Below are 19,884 nucleotides of genomic sequence, written 5' to 3'. Positions count from 1 at the left end.
GTCCCGGCCGGGGGGCCTGACCAGGTCCGCAGGCAGGCACAGCGCAGCACGCTGCACAAACGCGTTTTTGTACTGGCCCGGGAATCCGCTAGAGTTCAACTCGTCGCCGGGCCGTGAGAGCGGAACGAAACGACAAGCGGACGTAGCTCAGTTGGTAGAGCGCAACCTTGCCAAGGTTGAGGTCGCGAGTTCGAGCCTCGTCGTCCGCTCGAAGGAACAAGGGGTCTTCCCGGCCCCTACACTCCTGGTGGAGTGGCCGAGAGGCGAGGCAACGGCCTGCAAAGCCGTCTACACGGGTTCAAATCCCGTCTCCACCTCCAAGGACGATTAGCTCAGCGGGAGAGCGCTTCCCTGACACGGAAGAGGTCACTGGTTCAATCCCAGTATCGTCCACTGGATCTGCTCGACGATCCGAACCCGCGCGATTAGCTCAGCGGGAGAGCGCTTCCCTGACACGGAAGAGGTCACTGGTTCAATCCCAGTATCGCGCACGCAGTGCACACGGCCTTCGGGCCGTGTTCCCGAGGACGATTAGCTCAGCGGGAGAGCGCTTCCCTGACACGGAAGAGGTCACTGGTTCAATCCCAGTATCGTCCACACACCGAGAGCCCCCTGCCGCCGTCGCGGCCGGGGGCTCTCGCATGCGCCGGTTCAGCTGGAGAACAGCATGTGACCGAAGCTCTTGTGACGGTGGTGGCCGCCGTAGTGGCCCCCGTGGTGACCGCCGCCGTGCGGGGCGCCCCAGGCGGGCGCGGCCGGGGCCGACGGGTACGCCTGCGGAGCGGCCGGGGGCGGCGGCGCGGGCTGGGACCACTGGGACTCGACGCGGGTGAGCGCCTCCAGCTCGCCGTAGTCGAGGAAGATCCCCCGGCAGTTGCTGCACTGTTCGATCTGGACGCCGTTGCGGTTGTACGTGTGCATCTGAGCGTGACACTTCGGGCACTGCATGATTCGGCTCAACTCCTCGCCGGTCGGTGCTCTTTCGCCTACCGCCAGGACAGACACTGTCCGGCTGCGGTCGGTTGCACCCTACTTCGCCCGGTCCGACGCCAACTGCGGCGGGACGGCTCCCATTCGGGCACAGGCGTCGACCAGGCACTGCTCGATCTCGTCCAACGGCCTGCCCAGCGCCGCCGACTTGGTGACGGTGCGTGCAGCCGTCTGTACGGTGAGTGCGCGCGCCGGGGCGTCGAGGGCGGGCCACGGGTCCCCGGATCCGGGGACGGCGGGGCCGCCTCCGGCGCGGTAGGCGTCCAGGAAGCGGGTCCACTCGTCCGGCGGGAGCAGTCCGCAGGCGTACCAGGCGGCCGGGCGGGCGAGGTCCCAGGCCGGGACGCCGACGCCCAGATCGTCGACGTCGATCAGCCGCCAGGGGCCGTCCGGAGCGGGATGACGGACGAGCTGGCCGAGGTGTAGGTCGCCGTGACAGACGGCGCCCGGCTCGGGCATCGGGGCCTCGGCGCGCGCCCAGGCGGGCAGCGCCCGCCAGGCGCCCAGAACGGCCGCGACCGCGGGATGCGACCCGGCGGCGGCCAGGCGCGCCACGGCGTGGGCGGCTTTGGCGGGCCCGCGCATCGGCGGCAGGCCGGCCGGGGCGGGGACCCGGTGAAGACGGGCGAGCAGTGCTCCGGCGGCCTCCCAGGGAGCGGCGTCCGGATCGTCCGGGTCGACCGGGGAGCCGTACGGCCAGAAGGTCACGAGGCGACCGTGCAGCTCGGCCGGGGTCGCCGCGAGCGGGGGGAGCAGGACGTCGGGGAGGCCGGCGGCGACGGCGAGGCGGGAGGCGAGAGCGGCCGGGCCGGTGCCGGGGGCGTGCGCCTTGGCGACGGTGGCGGCGTGCCGGACGACGACGGCGTCGGGGCGGTCGGCGAGGGTGGCCGCGCCACAGGAGCAGGCCGTGCCGGCCCGGTGCGCGCGGGCTCCGGCACGGCGGGCGAGATCGGCGAGCAGGGGACGGTCGGTCACGGGGCTCCCGGAGCTGCGGCGTGCGGGTCTTCCCGTGAGGGTACGCAGCCGCGACGACGGCCGGCCGGGCCGCCGGGAAAAGCAATGCAGGCGCAGCTCCCCAGCTGCGCCTGCATTTCTTGCCGTCCGCCGCACCCCCGTCCCCACGGGGTTTCATGGGTGGATGTCCCCGCCCGGACCGCTCTTCCGGGCCTGGGGTCGCCGCTCAGCGCCCCAGCATCACTCCCACGGACGACGCCTGTGTGGCCACTGTCTCCCAGCCGTCGAAGACGACGAGGAGCAGGACCGCCAGGGGAAGGGCCATCAGCGTCGCCACCGCGGGGTGGCGACGGCCCGTGCGACGGGGGCGCGTGCCGCGCCCCGGTGTGCGGATCAGCGTCCGCGGTGCCGTGAGGGCCATGGTCCCTCTCCTGACCTGGTCGGTTGTCGTTGACAGCGGCGGGTGTCTGACCTCGGGGGACGAGTGCTGCACCCGCCGCTTGACCTCAAATCTAGGCGGACGGCGTTCGCCGCACGTCATGCCTTCGTACCGATTGCCGGGCCTCCCGGAGGATGAGCCGTGACCTGCGGAGTACTCCCCTGGGTGGAGACCGGGGCCTACGTCTCGGGGTCTTCCCGGAAGGGGTGCCCGCTCCGGGCCGGTATGTCCGAGCTCTCCTCTCGGGGGACCGGGTGTTCGACCAGGGCGAGCACCCTGTTCGCCATGAAACGGGCCGTCCGCACCGGGGTGCCGTTTCGCGTGACTTCGCTCACTTCCACCACCCCTCGGCGCACCGCCGTCTCCACGCGGCGGCCCGCCCTGCTCGCCGTCACCTCGTACGTCCGGGTCGTGTCGCCGGCGTCGACGACTATCTCCACGCGGTCACCCTTCACGGGTTCAATCCCCCTTCTGCGCCAGCCGGGTTGAGATCAGCGATCCGCCAATGCGCGCCTCCTCGCAGGACCCCTGACCACCCTTCAATTCTCCCACCGGGCACTGACAATCGATGGGGACCGGAGGGCGCGGCCTCTGCGCGCGAACGGCCGTGGAAACGTAAGCTGTGCCACGTCAAACGGACCGGGCAGCGGGGATGAACATGGCGATGATGCGCCTGAGGCGCGAGGACCCGCGTGTCGTCGGCTCGTTCAGGCTTCACCGACGGCTCGGCGCGGGCGGCATGGGCGTCGTCTACCTGGGATCCGACAAGAAGGGTCAGCGGGTCGCGCTGAAGGTGATCAGACCCGATCTGGCAGAGGACCAGGAGTTCCGCTCGCGGTTCGCGCGGGAGGTGTCGGCAGCCCGGCGGATCCGGGGCGGGTGCACGGCTCGGCTGGTCGCGGCGGATCTGGACGCCGACCGGCCGTGGTTCGCCACCCAGTACGTGCCCGGGCCCTCCCTGCACGACAAGGTCAACGACGAGGGGCCGCTCGGGGCCGCCGAGCTCGCCTCCATCGGGGCCGCGCTGTCGGAGGGGCTCGTCGCCGTTCACGAGGCCGGGGTCGTCCACCGGGACCTGAAGCCGTCCAACATCCTGCTCTCCCCCAAGGGCCCTCGGATCATCGACTTCGGCATCGCCTGGGCGACGGGGGCATCGACCCTGACGCATGTCGGCACGGCGGTCGGCTCGCCCGGGTTCCTGGCGCCGGAGCAGGTGCGGGGGGCTCTGGTCACCCCGGCCACCGACGTGTTCTCGCTCGGCGCCACGCTCGCCTACGCCTCGACCGCCGACTCGCCCTTCGGGCACGGCAGTTCCGAGGTCATGCTGTATCGCGTGGTGCACGAGGAGCCGCAGCTGCACGGGGTGCCGGACGCGTTGGCGCCGCTGGTGCGGGCCTGCCTGGCGAAGGATCCCGAGGAACGGCCCAGCACCCTCGATCTCTCCCTGCGCCTGAAGGAGATCGCCACCCGTGAGGCGCAGGGCCTCGCGGACGCGCGGCCTCCGGGGCCGCGGGCCGCCGAGGCGGACCGTCCCACCGGGCGGCTCTCGGACACCGGCCACTCGGAGCGCACGCTTCGCCACCAGGGCGGGCCCGTCACTCCGCCGCCGCGGGGCGGGTCGCCCTCCTCGCGCGGCCCGGTCCCCTCGCGCGGCGGCGCGTCCGCTCGTGGGGGGAGCCCCTCCCGGGGCGGCGGTTCGCCGTCGGCGCGGTCCGGCGCCGGTCCCGCTCCCGGCGCCCGCAACACCCGTCCCGGCAACGGCGGAAGACCCGTGCCGCGCGGCGGGGCCGGTCGGCCGGGGCCGAGAACCAACGGATCCTGGCGGCGGCCCGCCAACCCGCGGCTGCTGCGCCAGCGGCTCTTCGTGTTCGTCGTGGTGACGCTGTTCGTGGCGCTCGGCATCGCCGTCGTCCAGGGCTGTGAGGGGCCCGCTCGCGGACTCGGCGTGAACGACGGCGTCGTCCGGCACCGGCAGGAGCATGTGCGCCCGGCACCGGACGGGCCGGGCGGCGGGGCCGTGCCGAGCCGACCGGACGGGGCAGGCCCGCTCGAGGGCTGACCGGGGGCGGCGTCCTGCCGGATCCGACGAGGAGGCCCTACGGAAGGGGCCGGCCCGTCGCCACCGCGTAGAAGGCGACCGCCGCCGCCGCGCCCACGTTGAGCGAGTCGACGCCGTGGGACATGGGGATGCGGACCCATTCGTCGGCGGCGACGAGCGCCTGGGTGGAGAGGCCGTCGCCCTCCGCGCCGAGCATGAGGGCCACCCGGTCCATACGGTGCGGGGCTGCCTCGTCGAGGCTGCGGGCCTTCTCGTCCGGGGTGAGGGCGAGGAGGGCGAAGCCCGCCTCGCGGACCGAGTCCAGGCTCTTGGGCCAGCTGTCGAGCCGGGCGTACGGGACCGAGAAGACCGCGCCCATCGACACCTTCACGCTGCGGCGGTAGAGAGGGTCGGCGCAGTCCGGGGAGAGCAGCACGGCGTCCATGCCGAGGGCGGCCGCCGAGCGGAAGATCGCGCCGATGTTCGTGTGGTCGTTGACCGACTCCATGACGACGACGCGACGGGCGGTCTGCAGGAGTTCGGCGGCGGCGGGCAGCGGCTTGCGCTGCATGGAGGCCAGCGCACCGCGGTGGACGTGGTAACCGGTGACCCGCTCGGCGAGCTCCGGGCTGACGGCGTAGACCGGCGCCGGGAGTTCGTCGATGACGTCGCGCATGACGTCGACCCACTTGGCGGAGAGCAGCATCGAGCGCATCTCGTACCCGGCGTCCTTGGCCCGGCGGATGACCTTCTCGCCCTCGGCGATGAACAGGCCCTCGGCGGGCTCGCGCCTGCGGCGCAGCTCGACGTCGGTCAGGCCGGTGTAGTCGCGCAGGCGCGGGTCGTCGGGGTCGTCAACGGTGATGAGATCGGCCACAGGGTGATACTGCCTTGTCCTGGGTGTGGTGCCAACGGCTCGGATCGGTCAGGTTACCGCCGGTTACTCAATGGTCGGCGAGTTGACGGCGACGACGGCCCCGATGACGATCACCGCCGGCGGCCTGACCTCCTGGACACGGACCGTCTCGGCGACCGTCGCGAGGGTCGCGTCCACGCGCCGCTGGGCGGCCGTCGTGCCCTCCTGGACCAGGGCGACCGGGGTGTCGGGCGACTTGCCGTGCGCGACGAGCGTCTCGGCGATCTTCCCTATCTTGTCGACGCCCATCAGGACCACCAGTGTGCCGGTGAGCTTCGCGAGGGACGGCCAGTCGACCAGGGAGCGGTCGTCGTCGGGGGCGACATGCCCGCTGACCACGGTGAACTCATGGGCGACCCCGCGGTGCGTGACCGGGATGCCGGCCGCGCCCGGGACCGAGATCGAGCTGGAGATGCCGGGGACCACCGTGCAGGCGATGCCCGCCTCGGCGAGCGCCTGGAGCTCCTCCATGCCGCGGCCGAAGACGTACGGGTCGCCGCCCTTGAGGCGGACGACCGACTTGCCCTGCCTGGCGTGCTCGATGAGCGCGTTGTTGATGGCCTCCTGGGCCATGTAGCGGCCGTAGGGGATCTTCGCCGCGTCGATCACCTCGACGTGCGGCGGGAGCTCGGCGAGGAGGTCGCGCGGGCCGAGCCGGTCGGCGATCACGACGTCCGCCTCGGCGAGGAGGCGGCGGCCGCGGACCGTGATCAGGTCCGGGTCGCCGGGTCCGCCGCCGACGAGGGCGACGCCCGGGGTCCGGGTGCGGAAGTGGGGAGCCACGAGGGTGCCGTCGCGCAGACCTTCGACGACGGCGTCGCGGACGGCCGCCGTGTGGCGCGGGTCGCGGCCGCGGGCGTCCGTGGTGAGGACGGCGATCGTGACGCCCTCGCTGTGGCCGGTCGCCGGGGTCCAGGCGGTGGCGGCGTCGGCGTCGTCGGAGCGCACGCACCACACACGGCAGGCCTCCGCCTCGGCGGAGGCCTGCCGGTTGGCGACCGGGTCGCTGGTGGCGATCAGGGCGTACCAGGCCGCGGCGAGGTCGCCCTCGGCGTAGGCGCGCTTCGACCAGACCAGCTCACCCGCGTCCGCCATCGCCTCGACGGACGGAGTCGCCTCGGGTGACACGAGGTGCACGTCCGCACCCGCCGCGATCAGGGCGGGCAGCCGGCGCTGGGCGACCTGGCCGCCGCCGAGGACGACGACCCTGCGGCCGGCGAGACGGAGGCCTACGGGGTAGGCGGGGTGTTCGGCCATGAGGGTGCGGCTCCTCGTACGGGCAGAGAGCAGTGGACGGGCGCTGCGGCTCTGGAGCGGCCCTGACGTGCGCATTTTAGAGACGGGTTCAGCATGCGGCGGGGCCGGGGGCAGCACAAGGGCATGCCGCCCGGCCTCGGAGCAGGTTCTACTTCTCGGTCACACCCGCCGAGTCGAACGTCGCGACCTCGTGCATGGCGCGGGCCGTGCTCTGCACCAGCGGCAGAGCGAGCAGCGCGCCCGTGCCCTCGCCGAGACGCAGGTCCAGGTCGACCAGGGGGCGCAGCCCCAGCTTGTTGAGGGCCGCCACATGGCCGGGCTCCGCGCTGCGGTGGCCCGCGATGCACGCCGCGAGCACCTCGGGGGCGATCGCGCGGGCGACCAGGGCCGCCGCGCCGGCGCTGACGCCGTCCAGGATCACGGGCGTGCGCAGGGAGGCGCCGCCCAGCAGCAGGCCGACCATCGCCGCGTGTTCGAAGCCGCCGACCGCGGCGAGGACGCCGATCGGATCGGCCGGGTCCGGCCGGTGGAACTCCAGAGCGCGGCGGACGACCTCGGTCTTGCGGGCGAGGGTCTCGTCGTTGATCCCGGTGCCCCGGCCGGTGACCTCGGCCGGGTCCGCGCCGGTGAAGACCGAGATGAGGGCGGCCGACGCCGTGGTGTTCGCGATGCCCATCTCACCGGTGAGCAGCGCCTTGTTGCCGGCCGCCACCAGGTCGCGGGCCGTCTCGATGCCGACCTCGATGGCCTGCCTGGCCTCCTCGCGGGTCATTGCGGGGCCGGTGGTCATGTCGGACGTGCCCGCCCGGATCTTGCGGGGCAGCAGGCCGGGGGTGCCGGGCAGATCGGCCGCGACGCCGACGTCCACCACACAGACCTCCGCGCCGACCTGGGCGGCGAAGGCGTTGCAGACCGCTCCCCCGCCCAGGAAGTTGGCGACCATCTGGGCCGTCACCTCCTGCGGCCACGGGGTGACGCCCTGGGCGTGCACGCCGTGGTCCCCGGCGAAGATCGCGACGGCCGCGGGCTCCGGGATCGGCGGCGGGCACTGCCGGGACAGGCCGGACAGCTGGGCGGAGATGATCTCCAGCATGCCGAGCGCGCCGGCCGGCTTGGTCATCCGCTTCTGCCGCTCCCAGGCCTCGCCGAGCGCCTTGGCGTCGAGCGGGCGGACACTGGCGACGGTCTCGGCGAGCAGGTCGTGCGGGTCCTCGCCGGGCAGCGCGCGACGGCCGTACGTCTCCTCGTGGACGACCCAGGACAGCGGGCGGCGCTTGGCCCAGCCCGCCTGCATCAGCTCGGGCTCGTCCGGGAACTCGTCGACGTAGCCGACGCAGAGGTAGGCGACCACTTCGAGGTGCTCAGGCAGGCCCAGCGCGCGGACCATCTCCCGCTCGTCGAAGAAGCTGACCCAGCCGACGCCGAGGCCTTCGGCGCGCGCGGCGAGCCAGAGGTTCTCGACCGCGAGCGCGGAGGAGTACGGCGCCATCTGCGGCTGGGTGTGACGGCCGAGGGTGTGCCGGCCGCCGCGGGTCGGGTCGGCGGTGACCACGATGTTCACCGGGGTGTCGAGGATGGCCTCGATCTTCAGTTCCTTGAACTGCTTGGCCCGGCCCTTGGGCAGGGACTTCGCGTAGGCGTCACGCTGACGCGTCGCCAGCTCGTGCATCGCGCGCCGGGTGTCGGCCGAGCGGATGACGACGAAGTCCCAGGGCTGCGAGTGGCCGACGGAGGGCGCGGTGTGTGCGGCCTCCAGGACGCGCAGCAGCACCTCGTGCGGGATGGGGTCGCTCCGGAAACCGTTGCGGATGTCCCGGCGCTCGCGCATCACCTTCAGGACGGCCTCGCGCTCCGCGTCGTCGTAGGCGGGGGCGGCCGGGCCGGTGGACTCTCGCGCTGCTTCCACTGCGGCGGCCGGGCTCTCTTCCTGGTCGGCGGCCCCGGTCGGCAGGTCCTCCGGGCTCTGAGCGACGTCGCGGACGACGCCGGTCTCGTGCTCCACGTCGGCGGTGGCCGGTCCCGGGAGGGGATCGGCGCGGCGAGGGGCGGGGACCTGGACGGCGGCCGCCGCGGGCTGGACGGGCTGCGCCTGCGCGGTCTGCTCGGGGGCCGCCTGCTCGGGGGCCGGCTGCTCGGGGGCCGGCTGCTCGGGGGCCGGCTGCTCCGGCGTGGGGGCGACGACGGCGTGCGTCGGGGTCGGGGCGAGGTGCTCGGCGGTGGCCATGCCCTCGACCGGCACGGCCCGGCCCTGCGGCTGGTCCGGCCCGGGGTGGAGCGACGTCGGCCGGTCCGACGGGAGAGCCTGGGGGACAGCGCCGTGCGGGAGTCCGGCGTCGGGCTCGTCGGCTTGCGAGGCGGGAGCGGCCGCCGCGGGCTGGACGGGCTCCGGGTGCTCGGCGGGCGGCGCGTCCGCCGCGTGGGGCAGGTCGCCTTCGTGGACGGCGGAGGGCGCGGGAACCGCCTCGACAGGCGGCTCGGCGGGTCCGGAGGCCTGCGGCGCCTCTGCCGTGTCCGCCGTGTCCTGCGCCGGCTGCGCGGGCTGGGCCGCCTCTGCCGGGGACTGGACGCGGACGGCCTCGGGCTGCTGCTGGACGGGGCCCGCGGGGGCCGCGGCGGAGGCCTCGGGCTCCGGCGCGGGGGACGCGTCAGGGGCGGAGGCGTCGATGTCCGGGGTGTGGGATGCGGAGTCCGCCATCTGGACGGGGCGGACGGTGGCCGCGGGGGCCGCGTCCACGGCCTCGGCCGACAGCTCCGGCCCCGATTCCGGGCCCGTTTCCGGGCCCGGAGCCTGCTCGATGCCGGAGGCCCCCTGGACCGCCGGTTCGGCGACGGGTTCCGCCTGTGCCTCGGCGTCCGGCTCGACGACGATCGCCGCGTCCCCCGGTGTCACGGCGGGCGCGAGGGCGTCGGCTTCCGGGGTGGGGACGGAGACTGCGGGCCCGGGGACGGCCTCGGGCCCGGGGACCTCGAGGACCTGGCCGGCAGGCGTCTCCTCCGCGGACGCCGCCGGCTCCGGCGCTTCAGGGGTCGGGTCCGACGGCGGCTCGACGGCCGACGCGACCTCGGTCACGGGAGCGGCCTGGGTCACGGGAGCGGCCTCGGTCACGGGAGCAGGCCCGGGGGTGCCGGCGGGTTCGGGAACGAGCGCCGCGTCGGTCCCGGGCGCCTCGGCGGTCGCGGAGGCCTGCGGCCCCTGCGCCGACGGGTCGCCGGGGGCCGCAGCGGACTCCTGGGACTCCTGCGGCTCCTGGAACCCCTCGGTGGGGCTCGCCGCCGTCCCGCCCGCGTCGGCGACGGCCGGGTCCGCCACGGCCGGGTGGGCCACGGCGGCCTCTGCCGGGTCGGGCACGGCGGTCTCCGCCGCCGCTGCCTCCTCGACCGCATCGGCTACGTCGGTGGCGACCGGCTCAGCGGGCTGGGCGGGCGGGACCGGCTGTGCGGCTTCCCCGGCGACGGCCGCCTGTTCGGCGGGCGCAGCTTCGGGGCCGTCCGCGGTCTCCGGCGCCCTTTCCTCTTCGACCGGCTGCTCGACGGCGGCCACGGGGTTGTCCGCCGTCTGGTCGTCGGCGGGCTCCTCCCTGGCCTCCGCCATCATCGCGGCGCCGAGCAGCTCACCGGGGTCGACGACTCCGTAGCCCCGGCCGACCCGGGACTCACTCACGGCCTCGGGCTCCACCGGCTCCTCGGGCTCACGGGCCTCCGGGGCCTCCGAGTCCGGGGCCTCCTGCGGGGCGGTCGCCGCGATCGCCTCGGTAGCGACGCGGGCCACCACCGCCTGGGCGGCGCTCACCGGCTCGGCCTGCTGCGTCTGCGCGACCGCTGCGGGGGCAACCGTTTCCCCAGCCGTCCCCCCCGAAGCGACCTGCGCCGGGACCGGCGCCGTCACCCGGGCCGTGGCCTGTGCGGCGCCCCAGGGAGACGCGCCCTGCGGGGGCATGTCCCGCAGGTGCGGTACGTCCAGGTACTCGGGGCCGGTCGCCTGCGGACCGGGCTGACGCGGCGGCACGCCCGCGGGACCGCGGTCGGCGAGCGAGCGGACCGGGCTGGCGGAGGCGTCGGGGATCGGGGGGCCGAGGTGCAGGGGGCGGCGCGGGGTCGCCTGGGGCGCCGACGGGCCGGGCAGACGGACGCCGTTGAGGTCGACCGAACCGCTGTCACGGCCGGCCGTCTCGTGCGGCCCCGGTTCGTGGACCGCCTCGACCACCGGTTCCGGCGCGGGCGGGGCCACCTCGTTGCCCCACGCGCTCTGGGCACCCGGCAGCAGCAACAGGTCTTCGTCCTCGGCGGTGGTCTCGGAGAGGTAGGTGTACGCACCGTGCGCGGGGACGCCCGGCTGCTCCACCATGCCTGCGCTCTCCGGCAGTCCCTCGCCCGGGACCTGGCCGGTGTCGGTCATGCGTACCCCTCGCCCATCGGTTAGTGCTTCTGCGGCCGGCTCACCCGGAGCGGCGCACCGACCGCTCCGTAGTGAAGAACGAGCGTCCGTGCCCAGCGGCACGAACGACCCGCCCGAAAAAGCGACAAAGCCATTCAGTGGCATTGTCCCGGCCGTCGTCGCCTCGCGACAGCTTGATCGGCGAGGCTCCGCTGTGGACTGCGCCACGTTGCGCGTCCTCCGGTTCTGACGTACCACACGCAGCCCAAAAGGGATGTGTTTTCCGGACATTGACCGACGAAGCGCCGGGCGAACGGAAGCGGTACGACGATCGGCCAGCCTACCGCGCGCGGTACGACAACAGGATCACGGGGAGGGCGGACCCGGTCACGGCCGGCGGTCGCCGAGAACCCCGGTGAGCAGGAACGCGACGCTCCGCTCCGTCTCCGTCCAGGCCCGCGTGTCGAGTTCGACGGACTGGACGAGGGCACACTCGACGCCGTAGCCGTGCTCGGAGAGGTCGCGGCCCACGCGTTCGGCCGCGTCCCGGGTCGCCGCGTGGGTGACGATGCGCTGCGGGCGGCGGTCGACGACGGCGGAGACCACGGGCGCTCCCCCGCCGCCGACCCGGACGACGTCCGGTTCGGGCAGGTTCTCCAGGACGTGCGGGGCGCCCCCGTGGACGATCTGGAGCTGGACGCCGTGGCGGCGCGCCGCGGCGTCCGTGCGGGCGCAGGCCTCCAGGTCCCGGTCGACGGCGATGACGGCGGCGCCCGCCCGGGCGGCCTCGGTCGCGAACGCGCCGCTGCCGCAGCCGATGTCCCAGACGAGGTCGCCCACGCGCGGGCCCAGCCGGGCGAGTTGGGCGGCGCGCAGCAGCGGGGCCTCCCCCTCGCCGAGCCCGCCCTCGTACGCCTCGGCGGGCAGCGCCCAGCCGCGCGGGCCGGCGCCGGGGTCCCGGCCGGCGATCCAGCCGCCGTCGCCGGAGACGACCGGACCGGTGGGGCCGCCGATGACGATGACGACATTGGGGTCGCGCCAGCTGTGGTCGGCGGCCTTGTCCGAGGTGACGACGCTGACCTGCTCCCGGTCGGTGCCGAGCTCCTCGCAGACCACGAAGGTGCGGTGCACGCCCTCCAGCAGCAGGCCGAGCTCGGCGGGGCCGGCGCCCGGGGAGGTGAGGACGGCGACCTTGGGGTGGGCCCGGCAGACGTTCACCGCGCGGCGCAGGGTGCGCCGGTGGGCGACGACGACCTGGGCGTCGTCCCAGGGCATGCCGGCCCGGGCGAAGGCGGCGGCCACGGCGGAGACGGCGGGGACGACCTCGACCTCCAGGCCGAACTCGGGTGCGCGCAGGGCCCTGACGACGCCGAAGAAGCCCGGGTCGCCGTCGGCGATGACGACCGCGGTGCCGCGGTGGCCGGCGATGCGGGGGGCGGCGAGGGCGACGCTGCCGAGCGGGATGCGTTCCGCGGCGGGCGGCACCTCGGGCAGCCTCAGATGGTGGGCGGCTCCGGCCACCAGGGTGGCGGCGCCCAGAGCGGAGCGGGCCGCGGCGGTCAGCGGCGAACCGTCCCAGCCGATCACGGTGACGCGGTCGGCCATCGTCGTCAGTCTCCCCCGGGGTTCACGCAGGCAGCGGGCTCCGTGAGGGTACCTGGTCGGGGCGTCCGGGGGACGGCGGCTGTCCGGCGTCAGTTCCAGTCGGTGTACGAGGTGAAACCGCCGCTCTCCGCGAAGTGCTCGCCGCCGCCGTCCAGGTCCTCCGGGAGGAGACTCCACACGATGTAGTCGGTGCGCACCTCGCTCCACGTGCCGTCCTCGGCGCGGACGCGCGCTATGCAGGCGCCGCGCAGCACGCCCTCGCTGATGCATCCGATCTTCTGGGCGACCTGCTGGGAGGCGGTGTTGCCGGCGGCCGTGCGCAGCTCGATGCGTTCGAACTTCTGGTCGGTGAACAGCCACTGGGCGGTGGCCAGCGCCGCCTCGGAGGCGTAGCCCTCGCCGCGCGCCCAGGGGGCGATGATGTACGACAGCTCGGTGGAGCGGACGTGCCAGTTGGTCTTGGAGAGCTGGACGACGCCGACCAGGCGCTGGGTGAGGAACTCGGTGACGGCGAGGTCGAGGCCGCGGCCCGAGGTGCGTTCGGCGGGGGTGTGCTCGGTGATCCAGCGGCGGGCGGCCGCCTCGTCGTAGGGCTGCGGCACGGCGGTCCAGGCCGTGACCTGCTCGTCGTTCATCATGTCGGCCAGGGCGGGCACGTCGTCCTCGTCGAGGGGGCGCAGGCCCAACCGCTCCGTGCTGATGGAGATGGTGGGGAAGGTGCTCGTCATGCGCCGCTCCGTAACCTTCGGGGCCTCGTGAACCTGCCGACCCGTCAGGGCCCGCTGAACTGCCCAGCATGCAGCATGCGGCACGGAACCACACCACGGGGTCCACGCCGGTCGGAGGCGCGGACCCCGTGCACGGGCGTCGTCGGCGAAGGTCAGAACGCCGCGACGACGGCGCCGTCGTACTTGTCGGCGATGAACTTCCTGACCTCGGGCGAGGTGAGCAGCCGGGCGAGCTTCACCACGCGCGGGTCGTCCTCGTGGCCCTTCTTCACGGCGAGGAAGTTGGCGTACGGGTTGCCCTTGGCGGACTCCGCGACGAGGGCGTCTCTGGCCGGGCTGAGCTTGGCCTCCAGCGCGTAGTTGCCGTTGATGACGGCCGCGTCGACGTCGCCGAGGGAGCGGGGCAGCTGGGCGGCCTCCAGCTCCTTGAACTTCAGGTTCCCGGGGTTGGACGCGACGTCCTTGGGTGTCGCGTCGTAGCCGGCTCCCGCCCTGAGCCGGATGACTCCGTGGGCCTCCAGCAGCTTGAGCGCGCGGGCCTCGTTGGTGGTGTCGTTCGGCAGGGCGATCGTGGCGCCGTTGCCGAGGTCCGCGAGCTTCTTGACGCTCTTCGCGTACAGGCCGAGCGGCTCCAGGTGCACCGTGGCGCCGGGCACGGCGACGATGTCGGTGCCGTTCTTCTTGTTGAAGTCGTCCAGGTACGGCTGGTGCTGGAAGTAGTTGGCGTCGACCTCGCCCTGCTGGACGGCCGTGTCGGGCGTCACGTAGTCCGTGAACTCCTTGACCTCGAGCTTGAGGCCGGCCTTCGCCGCGAGGTGGTCCTTGACGTAGGTGAGGATCTCGCCCTGCGGGGTGGGGGTCGCGGCGACCGTGAGCGTGGCGTTCGCGTCGCCGCCGGACGCCTTGTCCGAGCCGCAGCCGCCGAGTCCGAGGGTGAGGGCTCCGGCGGCGAGGACGGCGGTGGTGATCTTGGTGGTGGTACGCACGAAAAGTGCCTTTCCTGAAGGGTGGTGCGCCCCGCTTCGGGTGGTGCGGGGAGTCTCGGGAGCGGCCCGGGCCGGGATCAGGCGGCCTTGCCGACGTCGGGGGCCGCGGGCTCCTTCGCCTTGAGCAGGCGCAGCTTCGGCGCGGGGCCGGAGCGGCCGCCGCGGCGGTGCAGTGAGCGGGCCGCGCAGTCGCCGGTGAACTGGATGAGCGCGATGACGACGGCGAGGATCGCGACCGTGATCCACATCAGCTCGGTCTCGAAGCGCTGGTAGCCGTAGCGGACGGCGATGTCGCCGAGGCCGCCGGCGCCGACCGTGCCGGCCATGGCGGAGTAGCCGATGAGCGCGACGATCGTGGTGGTCGTGCCGGCGATGAGGGAGGGCAGGGACTCCGGGACGAGGACCTTGCGCACGACGGTCCAGGCGGTGCCGCCCATCGCCTGGACGGCCTCGACGAGTCCGCCGTCCACTTCGCGGACAGCCGTCTCGACCAGGCGCGCGAAGAACGGGATGGCACCGATGGCGAGGGGCACGATCGCGGCCTCGCGGCCGATGGTCGTCCCGGTGACGGTGCGGGTGAAGTCCATCAGCGCGACCATCAGGATGATGAAGGGCATCGAGCGGGCGATGTTCACGGCCTGCCCGATCACCTTGTTGGCGACGGCGTTCTGCAACAGGCCGCCGCGGTCGGTCAGGACCAGCAGCACACCGAGCGGGAGACCGCCGACGACGGCGACGAGCGTGGACCAGCCGACCATGTAGAGGGTGTCCCCACAGGCCTGGGACAGCAGGGGCTGCATCTCGGACCAGGTCACTTGGCGCCCTCCTTCAGCAGGACGGGCGTGTTCGCCGTGTCCACGACGTCGATCTGCAGGCCCTGTTCGCGCAGGAAGCCGATGGGCACGACGTTGTCCTCGTAGCGTCCGGGCAGCTCGATGCGCATGCGGCCGATCTGGAGTCCGCCGACGGTGTCGACGGCGGCGCCGAGGATCGAGATGTCGATGTTGTAGGTGCGCGACAGCCGGGAGACGACCGGCTGGGTCGCGGCCTCGCCGTGGAAGGTGACGTCGACGACGGTGCGGTCGTCGTCGGTGGCCTCGCCGCCGACCGGGAAGAGCGCGGCGGCCAGTCGGGAGCCGGGGGTGGCCAGCAGCTCGCCGACCGTGCCGGACTCGACGATGCGGCCGTCGTCCATGAGCGCGGCGGAGTCACAGACCGACTTGACGACGTCCATCTCGTGGGTGATGAGCAGGACCGTCAGGCCCAGCTGCCGGTTGAGGTCGCGCAGCAGCTGGAGGACGGAGCGGGTGGTCTCCGGGTCGAGTGCGCTGGTGGCCTCGTCGGAGAGGAGGACCTTCGGGTCGCCGGCCAGGGCGCGGGCGATGCCGACGCGCTGCTTCTGACCGCCGGAGAGCTGGGCGGGGTAGGACCTCGCCTTGTCGGCGAGGCCGACCAGGTCGAGCAGCCCCAACGCTTTGGCGGAACGTTCCTTCCCTGAGAGGCCGAGGATCTCCAGGGGCAGCTCCACGTTGTCCTGCACGGTCCGCGTGGACAACAGGTTGAAGTGCTGGAAGACCATGCCGATCCGGCTGCGCGCCTGCCGCAGCTCCTTGCTCGCGCGTGGTCCGCGTCCGGCGAGCGCGGTGAGGTCCTGCCCGGCGACGGTGACCGTGCCGGCCGTGGGGCGCTCCAGGAGGTTGACGCAGCGGATGAGCGAGGACTTGCCGGCGCCTGAGCGGCCGATGACGCCGTACACCTCGCCTTCGCGGACGTGCAGGTCGACGCCGTCGAGGGCGGTGACCTCGCGGCCGCGCGAGCGGTAGACCTTGCTCAGGCCGGTGGTGGTGATCACGAGGGGGTTTCCGTCACTGTCGAGTGCGCGGGCGTGGGGGTGCCCGGGCGCACGGGATGCAGGCTGTCAGGGCGCGACACGGTTCTCGCCATGGCGGGAGACCGGGAGAAAAGTCCGTGCGCGGGGCGCGGCTCGGATCAGGTACGTCCGGCATGCGGCGTACGGATCTGCCACGGCGGCTCGCTTCGGGGCGCGGGCCAGGGGGTGGTGCGGGGCCCTCTAGAAGGCGCGCATTCGACACATACAACGAGCACCGGGCGTCATGGTCGCCTCGGTCGCAGGGATGCGGCTGCTCGTCGTGGTCATGTGCATCAGTAAAGCAGACGTACGGTCCTGACCGAGACCTCGTGTCCGGATGCTGGACAGCCGTGGACAGTGGTCCGGGGCAGGTCGGTCGCGGGCCAGGAGACCGGCGTGTCGCGGGCCAGGAGATGGCGTCGGATCCGTGGGCCCGGCGCGAGGAGGGCCTGCGCGCGGGCCGTCCGGGGGCTCCGGGTCGCCTGGGACGCCGGCCCCGCGTCGGGCCGCGGGGCCGACCGCGAGGGGCCGATCGCGGCGTAATAAAGTCGCTGCATGCTTGATGCCCTGACGCTGGCGACCGGCGTCGCCGCGTTGCTCCTCGCCGCCTGGTGCGGCTGGGCCGCCTACCGTGACCAGCCGACGAAGGACTGGCACTTCATCGGGATGGCCGTGGTCTCACTGCTGGCCGTGGCCCAGCTGGTGGTCGGGATCGTGCAGCTGGCGCGGGGCGGGAAGCCGGAGCAGGGGACGACGATCTTCGTGGCGTATCTGCTGGGGGCGTTCGCGTGCGTTCCCACGGCGGGCTTCATGTCGCTGGCCGAGCGGACCCGCTGGGGTTCGGTGACGGTCGCCGCGGCCGGTGTGGTGCTCGCCGTGCTCGAGGTGCGGCTCTTCGACATCTGGGGAGGCTGAGATGACGGTGACGCAGGAGAAGCCGGCCCGGCTGATCGGCGGCCCCGGGCTGCTGCTGGTGTGGTTCTACGGCGTGATGGTGGTCGGGGCGGTGTCCCGGTCGGCGTACCAGATCGCGACCGAGTTCGACCGGGCGCCGCTGTCGTACGCGCTGTCGGCGGTGGCCGGCGTGGTGTACGGGTTCATCACGTACTCGCTGGTACGGGGCGGGGAGACGGCCCGTAGGGCGGCGCAGTTCTGCTGCGCCGCCGAACTCGCGGGCGTGCTGGTCGTGGGCACCTGGACGCTGATCGAGCCGTCGGCGTTCCCCGACTCGACCGTGTGGTCGCAGTACGGGATGGGATACGTGTTCATCCCGGTGCTGCTGCCGCTGTCGGCCCTGTACTGGCTGCGGCGATCCCGGGCCGCCGCTACGCGGTAGCCGCGTACTCCCCCGCCTGCTTCTCCAGGACGATCATCGGCACGCCGTCCGCGCCCTCGGAGGTGCCGACGGTGCGGTAGCCGACCCGGCGGTAGAGGCGGAGGTTGCCCTCGCTGCGGTGGCCGGTGAAGAGGCGGAACTTCTTGGCGCCGCGCTCCTCGACGAGCGCCGACTCGGCGGCGCGCAGCAGCCTGGCGCCGATGCCGTGGCCCTGCAGACGCGGGTGGACGCAGAGTTTGCCGATGGCCGCGGCGCCGTCCTCGGTCAGGTTGCCGCGTACGCAGCCGACCACCTCGTCGCCCAGCCGGGCCACGAAGACGCAGTCGGTGGCCAGTTCCTCCCGGACCGACGCCAGGGTCTGGACGAGCGGGGCGATGCGGTAGTTGCCGTACAGCGCGGCTTCGCTCTGGAAGCACAGGTACTGCAACCTGAAGATCTGCTCGGTGTCCTGCTCGCTCGCCACCGAGATGGTCACGCTCATGCCCATGTGCGCACGCCTCCCGCTCACCTGATCGCCTGTGGTCCCTCACTCCTATCCCCGCACTTCGTGGGCCGCAACCTCCGGCGGAAGCAAACGTCGCAGACATTCCAGACATCGGGAACGTTCCGGTCCGAGACTGCCCTGTGAGATACCCAACTTCCCCGCGATCTCCCGGTAGGTGAGGTCCTCCGGTGACAGCAGAGCCTGCAGCAGCCGGGAGCAGCGGTCCGGTAGGCGGTGCACGGCCTCCCGCAGGGCGCGGTGGCGGGCGGCGGTGAGGACGCGGTGCTCGGGACCGCGTTCGGCGTCGTCGGACGGCTCGGTCGCGAAGGGCTGTTCGCGGCGGACCGTACGGCGGGCGCGGCGGACCTCGGCGCGCACGGCGCGGCGCAGCCAGTCCTGCGGGTCGCGCGGCGGGCCGTCGGTGGCGAGGCGTTCCAGGAGGCGGAGCCAGACCGCCTGTTCCAGGTCTTTGGGCTCGGCGCCGGCGGCGGGGGCCTCGGCGGAGGCCTCCGCGCTGAGCAGCGGGCGCAGGGCGGTGAGCAAGTCGAGCGTCATACGCTCCACGATGCGGCCGCCCGGGCATCCGGTCGCCCGGGCGGCCTGCTGTCACCCCAACGAGGACTCAGCCGTTGACGAAGTCGGCGCGGGCGAGCACTCCGGTGTCCGGGTTGTCCGTGAACACTCCGTCGATGCCGGTCGCGAAGTAGGCGCGGAACGCGCCGAAGGAGTCGCCGTAGGCGTCCGCGTCCGTGCCCTTGCGGAATTCCGCGGGCAGGAAGGGGTTCTCGTTGCGCATGGTGTAGGGGTGCAGGACCAGGCCGACCGCGTGGGCGTCCTTCACCAGGGTCGTCGGCTCGGTGAGGTTGCCGGCCGCGTCCTTCGGGACGACCAGGTCGAGGGTGGGGCCGATGCCCTGGGCGTAGCCCGCGATCTCGCGCAGGCCGGCCCGGGTGATCAGGTCGGCGACCGTGCGCGGGTCGCCCGTCTCGACGAAGTCCCAGGGCCGGGAGCCGGCGGAGGACAGGAGGACGACGAGGGGGTTGTCCACCAGCTTGTTGAGCCGCTGGATGCTGGTGGGCTCGAAGGACTGCAGGATGACCGGCGAGTTCTTCCGGTCCTTGCCGTGCTTGTGCAGCAGCTTGGCGACCCGCTCCTCGAGGCCCAGCCCGAGCTTGCGGAAGTAGGTGGGGTGCTTGGTCTCGGGGTAGATCCACACCTGCTTGCCGCGCCTGCGGGTCTGCTCGTCCTGCCACTTCAGGACTTCCTCGAAGGTGGGGATCTCCCAGCGCCCGTTGTAGAGCGTGTTGTGGGGGCGGTTGGCGGGGATGCGCTCGATCGCGCGCAGTCTCTTCAGCTCGGCGAGCGTGAAGTCCTCGGTGAACCAGCCGGTGGTGGAGACGCCGTCGAGCACCTTCGTCGTCCTGCGGGCGGCGAACTCGGGGTGGTCGGCGACGTTCGTCGTGCCGCCGATCTCCGGCTCGTGACGGCAGACGAGATGGCCGTCCCTGGTGGGGACCAGGTCGCCGGCCTCGACGATGTCGGCGCCCAGGTCGAGCGCCAGCTGGTAGGAGCCGAAGGTGTGCTCGGGGCGGTAACCGCTGGCGCCGCGGTGGCCGATGACCGTCGGCACCGGCAGGCTCTTCAGGCCGCCGCCGTGACCGGCGCCGGTCCGCGCCTCGGCGGCTCTCGCCGTGCCCGACAGGCCGAGAACGCCTCCGGCGGTGCCGAGCACGGCCGCGCCGAGGAGCGCCCGCCGTCCGGTTCCGCCCACGCCCGTCTGCTGGTTCGGCTCCTGCGTGTCCTGCGTGCCCATGGGGCCTCCTGCCGTCGGCTCGTCCGTGCGGGCCGATCGTAGGGGCGTGGACATGACTGTCGGGAGACCGCGGCCCCAACACGCGGATGACGG

The 19,884-nt window shown here is 73.4% G+C and carries 18 protein-coding genes and 5 tRNA genes; 8 read left to right on the top strand and 15 right to left on the bottom strand.

Annotation, left to right across the window (positions count from 1 at the left end; translation table 11 throughout):
- Positions 1–136: 136 nt before the first annotated feature.
- The 5 genes from IE239_RS09200 to IE239_RS09180 all read left to right on the top strand — a co-directional run bounded on the left by IE239_RS09200 (position 137) and on the right by IE239_RS09180 (position 597).
- Positions 137–209 (top strand) — tRNA-Gly (locus IE239_RS09200).
- A gap of 37 nt (positions 210–246) precedes the next feature.
- Positions 247–320, top strand: a tRNA-Cys gene (locus IE239_RS09195).
- Between the two features lies 1 nt (position 321).
- Positions 322–393, top strand: a tRNA-Val gene (locus tag IE239_RS09190).
- 26 nt (positions 394–419) lie between these two features.
- Positions 420–491 (top strand) — tRNA-Val (locus IE239_RS09185).
- 34 nt (positions 492–525) lie between these two features.
- Positions 526–597, top strand: a tRNA-Val gene (locus IE239_RS09180).
- A gap of 54 nt (positions 598–651) precedes the next feature.
- Here IE239_RS09180 and IE239_RS09175 read toward each other — a convergent pair.
- The 4 genes from IE239_RS09175 to IE239_RS09160 all read right to left on the bottom strand — a co-directional run bounded on the left by IE239_RS09175 (position 652) and on the right by IE239_RS09160 (position 2,838).
- Positions 652–948 (bottom strand): TFIIB-type zinc ribbon-containing protein, encoded by a 297-nt coding sequence (locus IE239_RS09175; RefSeq protein ID WP_190148781.1) that lies wholly within the window; start codon positions 946–948, stop codon positions 652–654.
- Between the two features lie 81 nt (positions 949–1,029).
- A complete protein-coding gene (locus tag IE239_RS09170; RefSeq protein WP_190148780.1) occupies positions 1,030–1,965 on the bottom strand; it encodes a phosphotransferase enzyme family protein in 936 nt (311 codons plus the stop codon).
- A gap of 205 nt (positions 1,966–2,170) precedes the next feature.
- Complete coding sequence (locus IE239_RS09165) at positions 2,171–2,365, bottom strand: hypothetical protein (RefSeq protein WP_190148779.1); 195 nt, start codon at positions 2,363–2,365, stop codon at positions 2,171–2,173.
- 197 nt (positions 2,366–2,562) lie between these two features.
- Complete coding sequence (locus IE239_RS09160; RefSeq protein ID WP_190148778.1) at positions 2,563–2,838, bottom strand: DUF8836 family protein; 276 nt, start codon at positions 2,836–2,838, stop codon at positions 2,563–2,565.
- A gap of 197 nt (positions 2,839–3,035) precedes the next feature.
- Between IE239_RS09160 and IE239_RS09155 the strand changes: the two genes are divergently transcribed.
- Positions 3,036–4,442 (top strand): serine/threonine-protein kinase, encoded by a 1,407-nt coding sequence (locus IE239_RS09155; RefSeq protein ID WP_190148777.1) that lies wholly within the window; start codon positions 3,036–3,038, stop codon positions 4,440–4,442.
- 37 nt (positions 4,443–4,479) lie between these two features.
- Here IE239_RS09155 and IE239_RS09150 read toward each other — a convergent pair whose 3' ends face one another.
- The 8 genes from IE239_RS09150 to IE239_RS09115 form a co-directional block, all read right to left on the bottom strand.
- The gene (locus IE239_RS09150; protein WP_190148776.1) at positions 4,480–5,298 is read right to left on the bottom strand and encodes a TrmH family RNA methyltransferase; all 819 of its coding nucleotides are present in this window, start codon (positions 5,296–5,298) and stop codon (positions 4,480–4,482) included.
- 63 nt (positions 5,299–5,361) lie between these two features.
- Complete coding sequence (gene cobA, locus IE239_RS09145; protein WP_190148775.1) at positions 5,362–6,594, bottom strand: uroporphyrinogen-III C-methyltransferase; 1,233 nt, start codon at positions 6,592–6,594, stop codon at positions 5,362–5,364.
- 148 nt (positions 6,595–6,742) lie between these two features.
- The gene (cobT, locus tag IE239_RS09140; RefSeq protein ID WP_190148774.1) at positions 6,743–10,990 is read right to left on the bottom strand and encodes a nicotinate-nucleotide--dimethylbenzimidazole phosphoribosyltransferase; all 4,248 of its coding nucleotides are present in this window, start codon (positions 10,988–10,990) and stop codon (positions 6,743–6,745) included.
- Between the two features lie 366 nt (positions 10,991–11,356).
- Positions 11,357–12,574 carry a precorrin-6y C5,15-methyltransferase (decarboxylating) subunit CbiE gene (gene cbiE, locus IE239_RS09135; RefSeq protein ID WP_190148773.1) on the bottom strand — a complete coding sequence of 406 codons (1,218 nt, stop codon included), beginning with the start codon at positions 12,572–12,574 and terminating at the stop codon, positions 11,357–11,359.
- 89 nt (positions 12,575–12,663) lie between these two features.
- Positions 12,664–13,302: a GNAT family N-acetyltransferase gene (locus IE239_RS09130; RefSeq protein WP_190148772.1), complete on the bottom strand. Its 639-nt coding sequence runs from the start codon at positions 13,300–13,302 to the stop codon at positions 12,664–12,666.
- A gap of 152 nt (positions 13,303–13,454) precedes the next feature.
- Entirely contained in the window at positions 13,455–14,288 is an 834-nt protein-coding gene (locus tag IE239_RS09125; RefSeq protein WP_190148771.1) for a MetQ/NlpA family ABC transporter substrate-binding protein, read from the bottom strand.
- Between the two features lie 77 nt (positions 14,289–14,365).
- Positions 14,366–15,103: a methionine ABC transporter permease gene (locus tag IE239_RS09120; protein ID WP_190148770.1), complete on the bottom strand. Its 738-nt coding sequence runs from the start codon at positions 15,101–15,103 to the stop codon at positions 14,366–14,368.
- The gene (locus IE239_RS09115; RefSeq protein WP_190148769.1) at positions 15,100–16,140 is read right to left on the bottom strand and encodes a methionine ABC transporter ATP-binding protein; all 1,041 of its coding nucleotides are present in this window, start codon (positions 16,138–16,140) and stop codon (positions 15,100–15,102) included. The genes IE239_RS09120 and IE239_RS09115 overlap by 4 nt, the downstream gene beginning before the upstream one ends.
- Before the next feature lie 573 nt (positions 16,141–16,713).
- Here IE239_RS09115 and IE239_RS09110 point away from each other — a divergent pair.
- Together IE239_RS09110 and IE239_RS09105 are read left to right on the top strand one after the other, a co-directional pair.
- Positions 16,714–17,073 (top strand): hypothetical protein, encoded by a 360-nt coding sequence (locus IE239_RS09110; protein WP_190148768.1) that lies wholly within the window; start codon positions 16,714–16,716, stop codon positions 17,071–17,073.
- Position 17,074: 1 nt separating this feature from the next.
- Positions 17,075–17,494 carry a hypothetical protein gene (locus IE239_RS09105; protein WP_190148767.1) on the top strand — a complete coding sequence of 140 codons (420 nt, stop codon included), beginning with the start codon at positions 17,075–17,077 and terminating at the stop codon, positions 17,492–17,494.
- Here IE239_RS09105 and IE239_RS09100 read toward each other — a convergent pair.
- The 3 genes from IE239_RS09100 to IE239_RS09090 form a co-directional block, all read right to left on the bottom strand.
- A complete protein-coding gene (locus IE239_RS09100; protein ID WP_190148766.1) occupies positions 17,484–17,981 on the bottom strand; it encodes a GNAT family N-acetyltransferase in 498 nt (165 codons plus the stop codon). The two genes, IE239_RS09105 and IE239_RS09100, sit on opposite strands and share 11 nt — an antisense overlap.
- 45 nt (positions 17,982–18,026) lie before the next feature.
- Positions 18,027–18,533 carry an RNA polymerase sigma factor gene (locus IE239_RS09095; protein ID WP_190148765.1) on the bottom strand — a complete coding sequence of 169 codons (507 nt, stop codon included), beginning with the start codon at positions 18,531–18,533 and terminating at the stop codon, positions 18,027–18,029.
- Between the two features lie 67 nt (positions 18,534–18,600).
- Positions 18,601–19,791 carry a glycerophosphodiester phosphodiesterase gene (locus tag IE239_RS09090; RefSeq protein WP_190148764.1) on the bottom strand — a complete coding sequence of 397 codons (1,191 nt, stop codon included), beginning with the start codon at positions 19,789–19,791 and terminating at the stop codon, positions 18,601–18,603.
- Between the last annotated feature and the right edge of the window lie 93 nt (positions 19,792–19,884).

The organism is Streptomyces humidus, from assembly GCF_014649655.1.
Taxonomy (GTDB): domain Bacteria; phylum Actinomycetota; class Actinomycetes; order Streptomycetales; family Streptomycetaceae; genus Streptomyces; species Streptomyces humidus.
The sequence above is the reverse complement of the archived record's forward strand: the minus strand, read 5'-3'. Positions and strand labels throughout refer to the sequence as shown.